The organism is Agrilactobacillus fermenti (genome assembly GCF_021030645.1).
Lineage (GTDB): Bacteria > Bacillota > Bacilli > Lactobacillales > Lactobacillaceae > Agrilactobacillus > Agrilactobacillus fermenti.
The window spans coordinates 95,123-110,458 of the sequence record NZ_JACGCJ010000004.1; the positions used below are offsets into that span (position 1 = coordinate 95,123).

General features: G+C 40.1%; 14 protein-coding genes. 4 read left to right on the forward strand and 10 right to left on the reverse strand.

Features of this window, described 5'->3' with window-relative positions; all coding sequences use genetic code 11:
• Window positions 1–65 precede the first annotated feature (65 nt).
• A complete protein-coding gene (locus tag FHQ08_RS02290) occupies window positions 66–1,442 on the reverse strand; it encodes an MFS transporter (protein WP_230912785.1) in 1,377 nt (458 codons plus the stop codon).
• A 211-nt stretch (window positions 1,443–1,653) separates the two neighbouring features.
• Here FHQ08_RS02290 and FHQ08_RS02295 point away from each other — a divergent pair, with 211 nt between their 5' ends.
• From FHQ08_RS02295 to FHQ08_RS02305, 3 genes are all read left to right on the forward strand, one after another.
• A complete protein-coding gene (locus tag FHQ08_RS02295; RefSeq protein WP_230912771.1) occupies window positions 1,654–2,634 on the forward strand; it encodes an alpha/beta hydrolase in 981 nt (326 codons plus the stop codon).
• A 75-nt stretch (window positions 2,635–2,709) separates the two neighbouring features.
• The gene (locus FHQ08_RS02300) at window positions 2,710–2,901 is read left to right on the forward strand and encodes a hypothetical protein (RefSeq protein ID WP_230912772.1); all 192 of its coding nucleotides are present in this window, start codon (window positions 2,710–2,712) and stop codon (window positions 2,899–2,901) included.
• Window positions 2,902–3,206: 305 nt separating this feature from the next.
• Window positions 3,207–3,515, forward strand: coding sequence for a hypothetical protein (locus FHQ08_RS02305; RefSeq protein ID WP_230912773.1), 309 nt, complete (start codon window positions 3,207–3,209; stop codon window positions 3,513–3,515).
• Between the two features lie 54 nt (window positions 3,516–3,569).
• On the opposite strand, the gene FHQ08_RS02310 is transcribed toward FHQ08_RS02305, so the two are convergent.
• From FHQ08_RS02310 to FHQ08_RS02345, 8 genes are all read right to left on the reverse strand, one after another.
• On the reverse strand, window positions 3,570–4,319 hold the full coding sequence (locus FHQ08_RS02310) for a helix-turn-helix transcriptional regulator (RefSeq protein WP_230912774.1): 750 nt from the start codon (window positions 4,317–4,319) through the stop codon (window positions 3,570–3,572).
• A gap of 53 nt (window positions 4,320–4,372) precedes the next feature.
• The gene (gene sdaAA, locus FHQ08_RS02315; RefSeq protein ID WP_230912775.1) at window positions 4,373–5,263 is read right to left on the reverse strand and encodes an L-serine ammonia-lyase, iron-sulfur-dependent, subunit alpha; all 891 of its coding nucleotides are present in this window, start codon (window positions 5,261–5,263) and stop codon (window positions 4,373–4,375) included.
• Window positions 5,264–5,275: 12 nt separating this feature from the next.
• Entirely contained in the window at window positions 5,276–5,932 is a 657-nt protein-coding gene (gene sdaAB, locus FHQ08_RS02320; protein WP_230912776.1) for an L-serine ammonia-lyase, iron-sulfur-dependent subunit beta, read from the reverse strand.
• A 31-nt stretch (window positions 5,933–5,963) separates the two neighbouring features.
• Entirely contained in the window at window positions 5,964–7,019 is a 1,056-nt protein-coding gene (locus FHQ08_RS02325; protein WP_230912777.1) for a PTS sugar transporter subunit IIC, read from the reverse strand.
• Window positions 7,020–7,437: 418 nt separating this feature from the next.
• Window positions 7,438–8,691, reverse strand: a complete 1,254-nt coding sequence (locus FHQ08_RS02330) for a glycosyltransferase family 2 protein (RefSeq protein WP_230912778.1) — start codon at window positions 8,689–8,691, stop codon at window positions 7,438–7,440.
• On the reverse strand, window positions 8,691–10,697 hold the full coding sequence (locus FHQ08_RS02335; protein ID WP_230912779.1) for a coiled-coil domain-containing protein: 2,007 nt from the start codon (window positions 10,695–10,697) through the stop codon (window positions 8,691–8,693). Before FHQ08_RS02335 ends, FHQ08_RS02330 begins: the two co-directional genes overlap by 1 nt.
• 212 nt (window positions 10,698–10,909) lie before the next feature.
• Entirely contained in the window at window positions 10,910–12,262 is a 1,353-nt protein-coding gene (locus tag FHQ08_RS02340; protein ID WP_230912780.1) for an FAD-dependent oxidoreductase, read from the reverse strand.
• Between the two features lie 221 nt (window positions 12,263–12,483).
• Complete coding sequence (locus tag FHQ08_RS02345) at window positions 12,484–13,890, reverse strand: zinc-ribbon domain-containing protein (protein ID WP_230912781.1); 1,407 nt, start codon at window positions 13,888–13,890, stop codon at window positions 12,484–12,486.
• 205 nt (window positions 13,891–14,095) lie between these two features.
• On the opposite strand from FHQ08_RS02345, the gene FHQ08_RS02350 reads away from it, so the two are divergent.
• Window positions 14,096–15,055, forward strand: coding sequence for a 2-hydroxyacid dehydrogenase family protein (locus FHQ08_RS02350; RefSeq protein WP_230912782.1), 960 nt, complete (start codon window positions 14,096–14,098; stop codon window positions 15,053–15,055).
• Here the strand turns inward: FHQ08_RS02350 and FHQ08_RS02355 are convergent.
• A partial coding sequence (locus FHQ08_RS02355; RefSeq protein WP_230912783.1) for a transposase occupies window positions 15,048–15,336 on the reverse strand: 289 nt, incomplete at its 5' end. The genes FHQ08_RS02350 and FHQ08_RS02355 overlap by 8 nt on opposite strands.

Genomic DNA, 15,336 nt, shown 5'->3' on the forward strand with positions numbered 1-15,336 from the left:
TTTTATTTTAAAATATTTGGTTTTCTAACGGACTGCCATTTATCAGGGTTCTTGTTAGTGTTTGGTCACTGAACACCCTTTGTCGCACGCTCATGGCGAACCGCTAAAGCTTGGCGTTGAATCTGAAATGTTAAAATCAACCCCAAAATACCAATCACCGTAAACAAGCCAAAAGTCATTTGAAAGCCCCGGATTTGTGCCGGCAATTGCCCCAAATATTGACTGTGTTGTGTCACTAACGTCAAAACTTGCGTCGCAACCATCACACCTAATGAACCTAGAATTTGACGCGCGGTAGTAATGACGGCCGTGCCATGGGCGAGCAAATCTTCCGGTAAGGCATTCGAACCCATTGTAACAGCTGGCATCATCACAAAAGCATTACCACTCTCTGTGATAATGGCCATTATAATGGCGATCCAAAGCTGCCGGCGACTGGCGAAGAGTGTCATTAACCCCATACCGACCACAATCAAGCTCATCCCTAAGGCAATAACTTTTGTACCCGACCAATGATCAAATAACTTCCCTGCAATTGGATTTAGCAAACTTAAAACCACGGCAGCAGGTACTAGTGACAAGCCAGAAGCTAACGGAGAAATATGTAACACTTGTTGAAAATAAAGTGGCATGATGATCGTCGTCACGATCAAAGCAATGTAAGAGATACCAGTTAAATAGACGCCGTACCGAAAAGCTTTGGCACGAAAAACACGTAATTGTAAAAACGGTACTTTCTGCCGATTTTGACGCCGAATGAAAGCCCAAATGGCAACAATACTAGCAACCAGTAATATCAACCAGCCAAACTGCAGCCCATGGGTCAATTCGTTTAACGCCCACATGACCCCTGGAAATCCAAGTGCATAGACCACCGAAAAGAGATCAATTGGCTGACGATGGCGTGGCATGACGTTTTTGATAAAGGCATACGAAGCGATGAAAGCCACTAACATGAGAACTAAAAATAGCCCGAAAATGGCTTGCCAAGAAATATACTGCAAAATAATGCCAGAAATGATAGGCCCCACTGCTAGAGCCGACCCCATCACTAAACCAGCAATACCCATTGTAAAACCACGATTGGCTTCCGGTGTAATCGTTAATAAAACAGTCTGGTAACTGGGGAAAATAATACCAACTGCCACCGCTTCTAATAGGCGACCAGCTAGCAACACCCAGAAGCTAGGCGCACTAATACATAATAAGGTTCCCAGAGAAAAGACAAGCAATACCCCACGGAATAATGTTTTGAACCGTAAATTATTTAGCAGCCAAGGACTGACTGGGATCAAAATACTCATAACCAGCATAAATCCTGTCGTCAGCCATTGAACCGTGTCAGCCCCAACTTGAAACGTTCGCATTAAGGTTGGATAAGCAGTGGACATAGCTGACTGACTGATAGACATGCCAAAAGTGCCCATTAATAATGTAATCATGAACCCAACGCGCTGACGACCTTGGACTGTTTCCACCGTATCTTGTGTTTGCACTAAAAAGCCCCCAAATAAGCCACTATTTAAAATTATTATTATTAATCACAAGTCCATTTTAATCGTCTTTCAGAAAATGGCAACCTCTGATCAATCTCGCATCACTGTGCAATTCTTTTTAACTCGAAACTATGCTATAGTATTATGGAGTATCGTTATGGAAGGAAGTGGTGAAAGTTTGAAATCGGCAGAACAATCTATTCGCCAAACAACGCAAATGAACGGTTTTTGGGGGCGGATTACCGCATTTTTTGCAATTATTGGTGCCTTGATTTTTAGCTTTTTGCCCAAAAGAATTGCGCAACATCTTGATTTATCCCAGGTTGAACCTAAAATACCACTGAATCATCCGATACAAATTCCGACGATCTTTGTTCACGGCTTCCGTGGCGGCTTAAATACGACTGAAAAAATGGTCGAAGCTGCGATCGACTATACCAATCAACAAGATTTTCTTCGCGTTATCGTTGATTGGCGTGGTCGAATTCGTTATCAAGGTACTTGGACAACTAATGAAAATCCGATCATTCAAATTATCTTTGAAGAAAATATTGCTAGTATGCGCATGCATTCACGCTGGCTAGAGCTAGTTTTACCAACATTAAAAAAGCGTTATGGCTTCAAGAAATTTAATGCCGTTGGTCATTCGGTTGGGGCGACTGCTTTATTAAACTGCCTATTGGAAAATCATGATGATCCTATGTTTCCAACACTTAATAAGGTCATTTTAGTTGCTGGCCCATTCAATGGCGTCATTGCATTGGGCGATATTCCCAATATTAACCAGTTGACGCTCAGCGGTCGGCCAATGCTAATGAATATGCATTACTTGTACTGGTTCTTTCACAAAAATGAATTTCCTAGGGATGCTAAAGTATTAAATATTTATGGTAACACGGACACTGGGTTTAATACCGATAAGTACATTACTGTGAATTCGGCGCGCTCTATTAATTACTTATTACGAGATACTGCTTCTATATACCATGAAATTGAAGTTCATGGTACTTCGGGTGAACATTCTGTCATGCACGATGACCCGAAAGTACTCTATATCATCAATAACTTTCTCTTTAACGATCGCGTCGTTGAACCAGCTGGCAGTACAAATCCGGTTTTGGAAGATATTTCATATTAATCAGCAATAATTATGTGAGTCTTCTAATCTTTTGTGTTACACTAAGAATACAAAGATTAAGGAGGTGACCACACCATGACCAAAGATGAATTGCAGCATCGCCTTAAACAAGAGTTATACACAATTTGCGACCACTATGATGTCGAAATGGATGATCGCTTATATACCGAAGCGCAATATCAAGATTTGAAACGCACGTTACTTGTTATGAATGAGCTCGGGATGGATCAAAATAAATTGAATCAACTCTTAGCGATTGGTGCTTAATTTAATTATTGGAGTGATGGAAATGTCTTCAGACTCACAGTCCTCTGACTCATGATACGGTCAAATGTTATCCAAACATTTGACCGTATTTTTTTGTGGAAAGTGCGACAAAAGGCGTTCAGCACCTGAATACTAACGAGGCAATACTCAAATTAGATAAATTTTAATCAGTCTAATAATTTAATATCTATATGATAAAATTTTTTCAACAAATCCTTTAGTACCAACAGATTGACAAAACTAACAAACCTAGATAAGATTAAATCAAGTTCATAAAGTTCTCATATAATTATGGAGGTGGCAAAATGGCAAACTTAGGACAGTTGATGTTGACCGCTGCAGTTTTAGTTGGCATTCCAATTATTTTGACATTGCAATATATTTTGGGGTATAAACAAGCCTCTAAAGGAACTGCTGCCATTGTGCCAATATTATATGTCAGCCTGGTAACTATTTTGACACTGGCTCATCGGCCTTGGCATGAGACGCAGTGGCTGTTTGTATTATCTCAATGGATCGTTGGCTATTTCTTTTACTTTGTTTATGAATTTGGCCGGAATAAAAGTTTAGCAAAAATTGGTGACTTATCGCATCCTGTAACTGATAAATTATAATTTCATTCAAATCTATATAATAAAAAAAGTTGGGCCTATACCCAACTTTTTTTATTACGCATTTTTCCGATGTTCCGTTAAATCTGGTGCACTAATATCCTCATGATCCGTTTTTACAGTTTGTAAATACCGATACACACTTGGTTCTGAAGCACTCAAGGCCTTAGCCGTATCTACCACGCTATCTTTTAATTGGAAGAAACCTTGTTCGTATAAGCGCCGAACACATTCAATTTTATCCGTTCGTTTCATATAAGCCAGTTGCAACCCTTTCTCCTGAAGGTAGGCGTCAACAATCTGCTTCGCATAGTTTTCAGAGGACGTGGTTAAATGCTCATATTCGTAATTATGGCTTGTGGCCGTCTTTTGAATTGTTTCTGGTGTCGTATCCAGATCACGCAATTCTGCCTCACTAGGTCGATAAGCGTTCAATACGCGATCCAAACTTGACTGTAACTGATCGAAACAAGAGTCATCTGTATTGATACAGATCATCGCCACAATTTTACCTTCAAAGCGAAGAAAATAGGTGGAGGACCGCAATGTCACCTGATTATCAGACACGCCACGGTAATTGGCGATAAAATCCCGTTGTTCTTTACGACCGGCTTTAACCGTTCTGAGCGCCAAATCAGATGCAGGATCACCAACTTGGCGGTGAGAGATATGGTTGTTGCGAATAGCAATAATGGAATGATCTAAATTCGTCAGATCATTTAAGACGACTTCACTATTTTTTCCTAGGATTTCGGCAATGAAATCAACCATAGGAATATAACTTCTAATAAATGTTTTGACGTCCATTGGGTCCCCTCCTTTTTAATAGAATTTTATCATTTTAAATATACCGAAACAAATCAGCTTATTGGAACGGATTTACCAAAGATTGAAACTTTCATCTTAACGCCAGTTCGTGTGCCGGCTAAACCACCGATACCAGTTTCCCGAAGTGCTTTTGGTAAGCCTTGCCCTACTTCTTTCATTGCGGAAACAACTTCATCTGCTGGAATCTTATTCGTACATCCGGCAAGCGCCATATCTGCAGCAATTAACGCATTTCCTGCACCAATAGCATTACGTTTCACACAAGGTAATTCCACCAAACCGGCAACTGGATCACAAACCAAACCTAATAAATTACTCATCGCCATAGCTAAAGCTTCCGCACTTTGCTCTGCATTACCACCGGCAGCTTCTACTGCAGCAGCAGCAGCCATCGCTGAAGCACTCCCAACTTCAGCCTGACAACCACCCGTGGCGCCAGCAATCATCGCATTATTAGCAATAATCATACCAAAAGCACCCGCAGTAAATAAAAAGTTGATCATTTGTTCACGGGACAGATTTAATCGGTCACGAATAACGAACAACACGCCTGGTAACGTTCCCGTTGACCCTGCTGTTGGTGTGGCACAAACAACGCCCATCGCTGCATTGACCTCATTAGTGGCAATGGCATTTTGTACGGCTTCAACCATCGTATCACCTGATAACGTATGGCCTTTTTCACGATACTTTTTCAGTAACACCGCTTCGCCGCCAGTTAAGCCTGTCTTTGAAAAGACCCCGTCACCCTCAACGCCACGTTTGACAGCAGCCTCCATAACTTCTAAATTATGGGCCATCTGTTGCCAAACTTCTTCACGGCTGACATTATTTTTAGTCATTTCTTGTTGGATCATTAATTCAGAAATTGATGTGTCTGTGGACATTGAAGCATCAACGAGTGCCTTAATACTTTCATACATGACGTTTGCCTCCTATAAGTAGACCATCTTAGTGTGCTTCTGTGACAATGTACTCAGATCTTGTTCTTTCAACCGATTCTCAAGATCATATTCATATAACATGCCTTTACCCGGTGCATCGTACTCTGCATGGTAATTAATCGTATTGATTTTAGCTAATTTTTCTTGAATCAAATTTTTGTTAGAAGCATCACTTTGAACCAATAATATCGGCAAGGGGCCTTTGGGTTTAATGTGGAAACCATCCATTTTGATATCTCTGATCTCGATTGTGCCACCGCCGATGGAACAACCAGCTACGGTAATTTCACGATCAGCTTTACTTAATTCGACAATTGCCGTATTGGGATGACCAATGGGACTGTCCCCTGCTTCTTCAATAAACTGCACCTCAATCCCACTATCTTTAGCAATCTGCAACGCATTAGGTACACGCGCATCATCTGGTTCAAACCCCATGATGCCGCTGATGATCGCATAATCGGTGCCATGACCCTTATGTGTTTGGGCAAAGGACTCATAATAATGAACAACAATTTTAGTTGGCACATCACCAAAGATCCGATTGGCGGCGCGACCAATAGCTACGGCACCGGCTGTATGTGAACTAGAAGGCCCAATCATAACCGGACCAATGATATCAAAAACACTCTTGTAATTTCCTGACATTATTTTCACCCCATTTTATATTAATAATCTATTAGGCGTTTGCTTGTGCCGCAACAGGTTCCGCTTCAGTTGTTGTGCCACGAATTTCTTTAACTGTGTGAATTTTAAAGTTTCTAAAGACAAAGCCGCCAACATAAGCCCAAATTGTACTATTGACTAAAATCAATACGACAGCCATAGCCACTTTCAATGCTGGGTTAAAACCAAAGGCAACGATCAATCCAGCCCAAGGTGTTGCCATCCCGGTTACATTGATCACTAAGCCAAATGCTGCTATTATCATACCATTAATTGCACCAGCAACAGCATTCGTAGCGAAGATTGGGACTGGATTTGCAGAAATAATATCAATCTGCGTTAATGGTTCAATCGTTACTGCAACGGTAGTTGATCGACCACCAAATTTTAAACGTCGGAATAAACTAAAGTTTAAGAAGGAATTACCGGTACATCCCAATGCCCCAATAGCCATTGGTACACCAGTCAAACCAATCAAGCTGGTCAATACCATTGAAGACAATGGCGTCATACCAACCAATGGAATAATTGCACCTAAAACTGCTGCCATTAACATTGGATTAGCCTGTTCTGCACTAATGATTGCATTACCGATAATATGTAGAATTTGTAAAACTGCTGGTGAGATCAAAGCGGCAACACCATTTACCAGTGCCGGTCCGATCAAAACAACGGCAATCAGATCTAAGCCTTCGGGAACACGCTTTTCAATCTGCTTCAAAACAAAGGATACCACATATGCTGCTAAGAAAGCAGGTAAAAGTTTAACTTTGAGCAAAGAGACACCAACGAGAACTGCAAAAACTGGGCTGATCCCAAAAGCTAGCGGCACTAAAGTCCCAGCTGCCAAGCCGCCCAATGATCCCATAATGTCACCGATCTGCTTAATGAATTGAATATGGAAAACATCACCCACGGCATAACTTAGAAAAGCTTGTGGTAGAAAAGTTGCACAAGCAGCACCTGATAGAGCGCTAATTGCTTTTTTACCATTTGGTGCTTTGAATGTAAACAACGTCATCACTGCAATCACAGCGAATAGAACTAAAACCCCAATGACAATTTGCATTTCTTGTTACCTCCAATTTCTATCACAATTGATGCCGGCAATAATTGTGATGATAATCACTTGAGTGACTAATAATAATTTCTCAACGATTAAATATTATCACACTGATAAACTTTTTGCATTAAGTTTTGATAAAAAATTATTCCTAATGACAATTATTTCTCATTATTGGACCAATTTTCTTAGCCTATTGCTTCTTATTTAGATACAAAGACTATTAAAGCAACTTTTTCAAGTAATCGTTTTCATTTTTATTATGAGAAAAAATTTTTGCGTTTTAGAACACGTTTAAGATACAATCGTTCGCAAAATAAACAGGAGCCAGAACAAAATATTAACTTTGTTCTGGCCCCACCTACTTATTGTTTAACCATAAGCCCTAAAGACAATTAGCGTCTAATATATTTGGACAATACATTTAGAACAAGCCATGCGTCGTTTTATCCCACTTATTTTTATGTTGTAAAAAGCGATATAAAGCCACCACACTGATAATCGGTGCAAACAGGCCATAAATCGGCAGCGTAAACGTCAACCACAAGATATGCCACCAAGAATGATGCGTAAGCCGTTGATAAAACGAACTCAGTAATAAATTCTCACCAAACATCAACAGTAATAGCAGCAATAAGAACCACGAGAATGAGCCATGTAGACCGATCCAATAATATAACTGGGTTCCAAAAACAATTACCCCTAGCACCGCCGCAACAATACAAATTATTGGGGTCAACATAAATAAAAGCATTTCAACTTTTGCCAACACACTCAAGTGCGAATTCGTTTTAATAGCCTGATAAAACTTTTGCAGACATTGAAGTCCGCCTTGAGCCCAACGTGCCCGTTGTCGTAAAAAAGTTTGCCAGGTAATCGTGGCTTCTTGATATACTTTGATATCATAGGCATAGGCTGTTTTTAAGCCCCGAAGCAATAGCTTTGTACTAATTTCGAAATCTTCTAACAGGGTTGCACCCCAAACAAAATGCCGTGGTAAAGCAGACAAACGGAAAAATTGACCATTACCTGAACCGGCAACATTGCCTAAGTGACCACGCATATTTTGCAATAATGTATTCCCAATTTGAAATTCAAAATCTTGCAGCAAAGACAGCCAATGATTTAAATTATAAATACCAATGCCAGTTTGCAACATACTAAGTGTTGCATCAGCTGCGAAAATATTAATGATTTGATTTAAATCTGCCTGTGCGATGTAAGCATCTGCATCCAGCACACCAATAACTGTCTGTTCCAAATCAACTGGTGCTACTTTCTTGTATACATATTCTAAACCTGCATTCAAAGCACTGCCTTTGCCATTGCCAGCATCTAAATGGCGATAAATCACAGTGACATTAGGATGGTGTTTATCATAGGACAATAACTGGTCTGGTGTCGTATCTTCACTACCATCCTCAATAATGACCCAATGAATCGCATATTGATATTGGGCATCGGCTGGATTCTGCTTCAAAAATCGAGCTAAGGTTTGCCCAGCAATCGGGGCTTCATTGTGCATCGGTACTAATAGATATAATTGATAAGCAGCCAGCTTAGTTGCCGCTGGCTTAGGTTTAGAAACACGTAAACATAATAAAATCAATGGAACCAGCAGACAAGAAATCACTACGATCAGTGAAATGATTGCAGTGATTTTTATGAATATTAACATTAAGCATCCGTTCCTACTTGTTCAGCACCCAAACTTTTTGGTAAGGCGTAGTCTTGCTGGGTACTAACACAAGAAATGTTAATATCCCGATCGATGATACCCTCTAACAAACTACGCTCCGTTCTGGAACTAACCAACATTTGCAGCCAAGGATGCTTTCCGTGCAGCATGGCCTTTAATTGACTGAGATTTTTTTTAACATTCACCAAATAAGGTAATGCCGGAATACTCTGTTCGCTGATCAACTTACGATAAGTGATATCGTTATCCATACCAACCAAAATAATATTACTTTGTAAGCCCAAGTAACTTGATAACCACCAGTAATCAAAATCAGCCTCAGAAGCAAATGACTGTGTTTTCAATTCATTATTATCATAAACTTCCACCGTAACAGCGTTTGCTTCATGGTGCCAGCACTTCAGAGCTAGAGTACCATCGACACGATAATATTCCGCAACAGTGACTTGTCCATCATCATTATATTGTTCACTACGCGACAACTGACCTTGATCATTTAAGGTGATCATTTTGTTTAATTTACCATTTTCATAATAACGGATAGCCTGCATTTGTTCCCCATTGCCAAAAGCCGCAACCATTTTTAATTGACCGTCAATATCATGATATTCCTTAAAGCGACGATCTTTAGACCATTCGCCCTGCAAATTATCACTCTCATGAATCGTAATGACTGGTGCTGTATTTTCTGCGCTGGCTTGAATTTCAGTAAAAATATTGATTACTTTGGGTACCGTAAGTTGTTTTTGTTTAGCCCAACTCATCAAATGATCTTTCAATTGAGGATCATAAGTTAATGAAACTAAAGTTAGAGGCTTTTCCACTTGATTTTGTAAATAACTTAGTAAATTGACATCGGTTTGACTAGCTTCAGCTAAAGGTTGACTCAACATGACAAAAAAGTCCGCACTCTGATCAAATTGGACGTCTTGGATAAAATAAGACGTCCCGAAAGCTGCCTTGATCTGCTTTTGCATACCCTCTAGATTAGACTGATAGCCCGAAATCTTCATTGAAACGACATCCATTTGCTGCTTCAAGTTATTTTGTTGAGTTGCTAAAGCGGCCTGTTTCTGAGCCCGCTGACGGCGTGCATTTTCAATCTGAGATTCAATCTCTTTAACAGCCCGCTGTTTCGCAGTTAATTCGGTTTGGTCGTCATTAAGCTGTGTTTGCAGCTGTTCAAGTTGTGCCTTGATTGTTTGCGATTCTTTATCTAAAGTTGCCTGTTTTTTAGTATATTCTTTTTGCTCTGCCACTAATGTTAAGGCTTGTTTTTTGTTTTCTTCAACTAGCGCCATCATCTTAACCAAATCAGATTCATTTTTAATGGTGTCAGATAGCTTTTGTGCTGCTGCTTTGCTTTCGTCTAATTGTTGTTGAATCGTGGTTTGATTTTTTTGATTTGCTGTTAATTGTTGATTAGCCTGACTCAATTGACGTTCAACCTGATTGATCCCCTTTTTGATCTCAGGAATTGCCTTATTAACATCAGCTTGTTGTCGTAATAAGTCACTATCATCTTTGGCTTGCAACTCAGCAGCTTGTGCGTTTAATTGATCCAATTGACTTTCTAAATGTTGTAACGAATGTTTAGCTTTGGCCAATTCGTCAGCAAAAAGACCTTTTTGTTGAAACATTTTGACCTTTAAGTTATCCCGTAATTGATCATATTCAGTGGATAGATCATGCATTTTTGTTTTTAAATTAGCAATATCTAAAGCTGTCTTTTCAGCCACACTCACCGAATCGTAAGGGGCAATATTTTCAGGCTTCTCAATCTGAATCGACTTAACTTCAGAAGCTAGTTTGCCTTCAGGTATGATCTTCTTTGATGCCTGTTTCTTGACTTTGATTTTCTCCACCTCATTTTCATCTGTATCTGTATGTGATGCAGCGACAGATGCGGTTTGACTTTCGACGCCATTAACCATCGCACTGGCGATCGTGGGTGCTTTATGACTATTGCGTTTAAAAATCCCCATAGTGACTCTCCTTAACGAACATTAGCAAAATAGAATAGATAAATTCATTATACAATTAACTCGTGTCTTTAACTAGTTTATTTATAATTATTATGTCATATTGTAACTTTTCTTAGACCATTGCCTAAGAAATGGCTCATAAATGAAAAAAATGTAGCAATTACAGTTCAAAATAGCAACTGCAATTACCACATTTCTTTTAACTTAAATTATTATTTTTCGTTACGAACAGCTTTTTGAGCAGCAACATTCATAATATTCCAAGGCCGATCAAAACCGGGTTGGAAGAAGAAGTCTGCATAGGCTAAATCATCAATGGTTAATTTAGTTTGAATTGCCAACGAAATAGCATTGATATTAGCCGTGACATCACCCTTAGACATAATCTGAGCCCCCATTACCCGACGTGTCTTTGGATCATAGGTCAATTTGAAGTAAACCGTTGGGTTCAGCTTTTCTGGTACAAAGGCTGGACGTTTCGAATCTGTGACAAAGACAGACTTAACGTCAACCCCAAATTTTTGCGATGTCCCTTGCTTAACACCAGTTGAAGCAAATTTGTAATCAAAAACCGTTAAAGCGGAAGAACCAGTAACGCCTGGGAATTTGTGCGTTGGCTTGTCGATATTCATTGCTGCAAACCGACCTTGCCGCCGCGCAACAGTTGCCAAAGCAATTGGTGCTTCTTTACCCGTTGCTGAGAACTTAGCCATAACTGCATCACCAACAGCAAAGATATCTTTTTGACTTGTTTGCATATAGTCATCAACTTTAATACGGCCGGTTTCGTCCAAATCAAGTAAGTCTTTAAGCCAAGCTGTATTTGGTTTAATACCTGCTGCTTCGACCACAAGATCTGCCGGGTATTCCCCTTGATCAGTCACCACTTTAGTAACCTTACCAGCTTCACCCTCAAAGGATTGAACGGTTTGACCTGTAGCAGCGTAGATCCCATGATCAGCCATTTCTTTCGTTAAGATATCGGTAAATTCTTCATCGAGATAAACACTTAACAAACGTGGTAATAAATCAATGATCGTAACTTTCATACCAGCTTTGGCAAAAATCTCGGCAGCTTCAATACCTATGTAACCAGAACCAATAACGACCACGTTTTTCACATTAGGGTCAACTGTTTTGGCCTTTAATTTAATGGCCCAATCACGTCCGCGCATAGCATAGATGTTTTCAAGGTCCTTACCTGGAACTGGCAGTGCAGCAGGTACCGCCCCAGCACTTAAAATCAGCTTGTCATAACTCTCTTCGCGCGTTGAGTGATCTCCGTGATTTTCAACGGTGACTTTATGATTGGCAGCATCGATCTTAGTAATTTCTTGTTGTACAAAGACGTGTACACCCTCAGCACGCATACCTTCAGGGGTTGCGTAACGGACCGTATTGACATCCTTGACCACACCCTCAAGATAAAGCTGCATCCCACAGGAAAGGAATGATAGGAAGTCGCCCTTTTCATACCATTGGATCTCTGCATCCGGATGATCCATCAATAACTGGCGAACTGCTTCATAACCACCATGAGAAGAACCAACAACAATAACTTTCATCTATGAAAACCTCCATTACTTGATAATTATTACAATTTAAATGATAACCCAATTGGCTCAAAAAACAAAGGATTATGCTGTCAATTTCTAATTAAATAACAGTATAAAAAAACCAGCCCCTATCTAATAGACGGGACTGACTCCAGGTAACTATTTATTTACGTTGATACATGGCGACGACTTAAGTATCTAAGTTTCATCATAGCTTAAATTAAATAACTCTAATAGCGGACAAAGTCTACAACTGCCAAGATAAAGTTAGTCACTAGAATAACAATAGCAATTATTGCTGAGATACCAAACTGGAAGTTTTGCAACCCACTAGCCGCTACTAAGCCTTGCGTGATCATAATTCCAAAGACAGCAATATAAGCCAAAATCGAAACAACTGCGGCAACTAATTTAAGAATATGGGCAATGCCCACTTTCCAAATACTAAAGACAAGCATCAGCAACGGTCCAATAACAAGTAAGGCAATCATCAGATACATCATTGTTGCAAAACTAGTACCACCAAGTTTCATTTGACCAATCAAAGTCGTCCCTTTACCTAAGGGGGTGCTGGTAATGAAACTACCAACAAAATTAGTAACGATCAAAACAATCGATAAAACTGCCGTAATGTAATCGGTCACTTTAATCTTTTGAAAAAAGGTTAAATTTTCATCATCTTGCTCATAATCATCTTGGTAATCGTCAGCATAGTCATCAGCTTCCTGAGCTGAGCTTTGACCGCGACGACCGTAACTCATATCGTTAGTGTCAGCTGAATTCGATGCATAACTATTTGTACCATAATAGCCTTGATCACTCGGATTTGCAGCCATTGTACCTGCCCCTGAATTCGTATTCATGTCGTAATTATTTTGATAAGCTGTGGTCTGATCGGAACCATAGGCTGCGCTAGTAGACTGGGTGTTAGAACTATCATATGGTTGATAACTGGTACTTACACCAGCTGGATCATTATAACTATAACTGGAACGTCCCATATCACCTGTCTGGGCATAGCTATCAGCAGCTGTCATGGTATTTTGATTATTGTTATCTAAGCCATTATTATAAGCAGACTGCGGCGTTTGATAAGCCCCATAATTACTATCTGATCCATAGTTGTCATTTTCTGGCGGTGTCACAGCCGACCCGCGTCCTGCAGGCGCATCTTGCTGCCCACCAGTCACCTGCTCGTAAGCCGACCGCGTCATATAATTATTTAATGTGCCCGGTGCAGCCGCCTGTTGTTGCCCATTAGTCTCTGGACGTGTATTTTCTTGACTGTAATCTGGTGAAGCTTGATAGCCATTGACCCGACTGCCAACCGTTGAACTGGTCTGATCAAAGGGCTGTTGAACATCATTACCTTGTAAATAAGGATCATTGGCTGGGTCGATCCGCGATTGATTTTGACGATTACTTCTATTGGTGTTTGGTTCATAATGACGACTCAAAATGCCATTTTCATCTGTGTTTGGTACGTCATTGTTATCGGTTTGGGGCGCCATTAATAACATTTTTTGGGTTACACCCATAACCATTTTTCTTGCTTTAGCACTTAGTGGGTACCCACAATTCTGGCAAAAGTTTTGTGTTGGTTCAATTGGTGCCCCACAGTTAGGACAAAAACCCATTGCTAAGCCTCCATTTCTCCTTCGAACTTATTAACTTCTATCATAGCACATCCCTATCTTACGAAACTTCTAGTTTTTTATAAGAAAAATTAGATTTTTTAGAAAAAAGATACATTTCGAGCCACCTTGATTGCAGGATCGTCTATTCTGGTCTAAATTTGATTTAGTATCGTATTATAACAATATATTTGGAAGGAGCAATACTATGACAAAAGTATTTATTGCAGCTAAAATACCCGACAAGGCTTATAATACTTTAACGCATGCTGGAATCGATGTCCAAGTATATGCCGGTTCTGGTTTGATTCAAAAGGCCGCATTAAGAACGGCCGTTACCGATATCGATGTCTTGATCACCGCACTGTCCACTCAGGTCGACCAAGAAATCATCGATGCGGCACCAAAATTAAAACTCATCGCTAACTATGGTGCCGGTTTTAACAATATTGATGCCGCCTATGCTCGAACAAAAAATATTGCTGTGACGAACACACCTTTTGTTTCTACGGATTCGACGGCTGAACTGACTGTTGGGCTGATTCTAGCAGTTTCACGACGAATCGTAGCTGGTGATCAGCTTATGCAGACACAAGGGTTTGATGGTTGGGCACCGTTATTTTTCTTGGGCTATCAAGTCAGTGGTAAAACTCTAGGGATTATCGGCATGGGGCAAATTGGTCAAGGGGTCGCTAAAAGGATGCGTGGTTTCGGTATGCATATCTTATATTACCAACGGCAGCCTCTAGCGCCAGAGTTAGAAAAAGAATTAGGCGCTACTTATACTGATTTTGATAATCTCATTCAAACGGCAGATTATGTCACGATTCACGTCCCTCTAGTTCCAGCTACCAAACACCTGATTAATGCGGCAACATTTAAACAAATGAAATCCAGCAGTTTTTTTATCAACGCTGCTCGGGGGCCAATCGTTGATGAAAAAGCCTTAGCCCAAGCGATTAAGGCTAAAGAAATTGCCGGTGCCGCCCTTGATGTTTACGAGCATGAACCTGACGTTGAACCTGAATTAAAGCACCTACCAAATGTAGTTTTAGAACCACATATTGGCAACGCCACCATCGAGGCTCGAGATGCTATGGCTGCTATTGTAGCCGATAATACAATTGCTATTGCCCAGAACAAGCAGCCTAAATACATCGTCAACTAAACTTGAATTTAGCCTGTAAACAAGTGGCTGGGACATAAGCCACGCAAAATAAAATAATCGTGGTTTTCAGACTGATATTGAATCTGAAAACCACGATTATTTTTTTAACGATTGATTTTCTAAAAATAACATTGACCTTGAGGGTCAATTTCAACAGATTAGCTGCCATAATTGCAATTCCTGCTTCAGTAGTAACCTTTTCAATCCCACGAACCGAGGTTCGTAGGTACTTCAAATTAGCCTTCAGATTTCCGAAGAATGGTTCATCTTCGATTTTTCTC

What these genes read in the sequence shown, in the direction of transcription:
- FHQ08_RS02290 (WP_230912785.1), bottom strand. Translation starts at nt 1,442, where the DNA reads ATGATTACATTATTAATGGGCACTTTTGGCATGTCTATCAGTCAGTCA.
- FHQ08_RS02295 (WP_230912771.1), top strand. Translation starts at nt 1,654, where the DNA reads ATGGAAGGAAGTGGTGAAAGTTTGAAATCGGCAGAACAATCTATTCGC.
- FHQ08_RS02300 (WP_230912772.1), top strand. Translation starts at nt 2,710, where the DNA reads ATGACCAAAGATGAATTGCAGCATCGCCTTAAACAAGAGTTATACACA.
- FHQ08_RS02305 (WP_230912773.1), top strand. Translation starts at nt 3,207, where the DNA reads ATGGCAAACTTAGGACAGTTGATGTTGACCGCTGCAGTTTTAGTTGGC.
- FHQ08_RS02310 (WP_230912774.1), bottom strand. Translation starts at nt 4,319, where the DNA reads ATGGACGTCAAAACATTTATTAGAAGTTATATTCCTATGGTTGATTTC.
- sdaAA (WP_230912775.1), bottom strand. Translation starts at nt 5,263, where the DNA reads ATGTATGAAAGTATTAAGGCACTCGTTGATGCTTCAATGTCCACAGAC.
- sdaAB (WP_230912776.1), bottom strand. Translation starts at nt 5,932, where the DNA reads ATGTCAGGAAATTACAAGAGTGTTTTTGATATCATTGGTCCGGTTATG.
- FHQ08_RS02325 (WP_230912777.1), bottom strand. Translation starts at nt 7,019, where the DNA reads ATGCAAATTGTCATTGGGGTTTTAGTTCTATTCGCTGTGATTGCAGTG.
- FHQ08_RS02330 (WP_230912778.1), bottom strand. Translation starts at nt 8,691, where the DNA reads ATGTTAATATTCATAAAAATCACTGCAATCATTTCACTGATCGTAGTG.
- FHQ08_RS02335 (WP_230912779.1), bottom strand. Translation starts at nt 10,697, where the DNA reads ATGGGGATTTTTAAACGCAATAGTCATAAAGCACCCACGATCGCCAGT.
- FHQ08_RS02340 (WP_230912780.1), bottom strand. Translation starts at nt 12,262, where the DNA reads ATGAAAGTTATTGTTGTTGGTTCTTCTCATGGTGGTTATGAAGCAGTT.
- FHQ08_RS02345 (WP_230912781.1), bottom strand. Translation starts at nt 13,890, where the DNA reads ATGGGTTTTTGTCCTAACTGTGGGGCACCAATTGAACCAACACAAAAC.
- FHQ08_RS02350 (WP_230912782.1), top strand. Translation starts at nt 14,096, where the DNA reads ATGACAAAAGTATTTATTGCAGCTAAAATACCCGACAAGGCTTATAAT.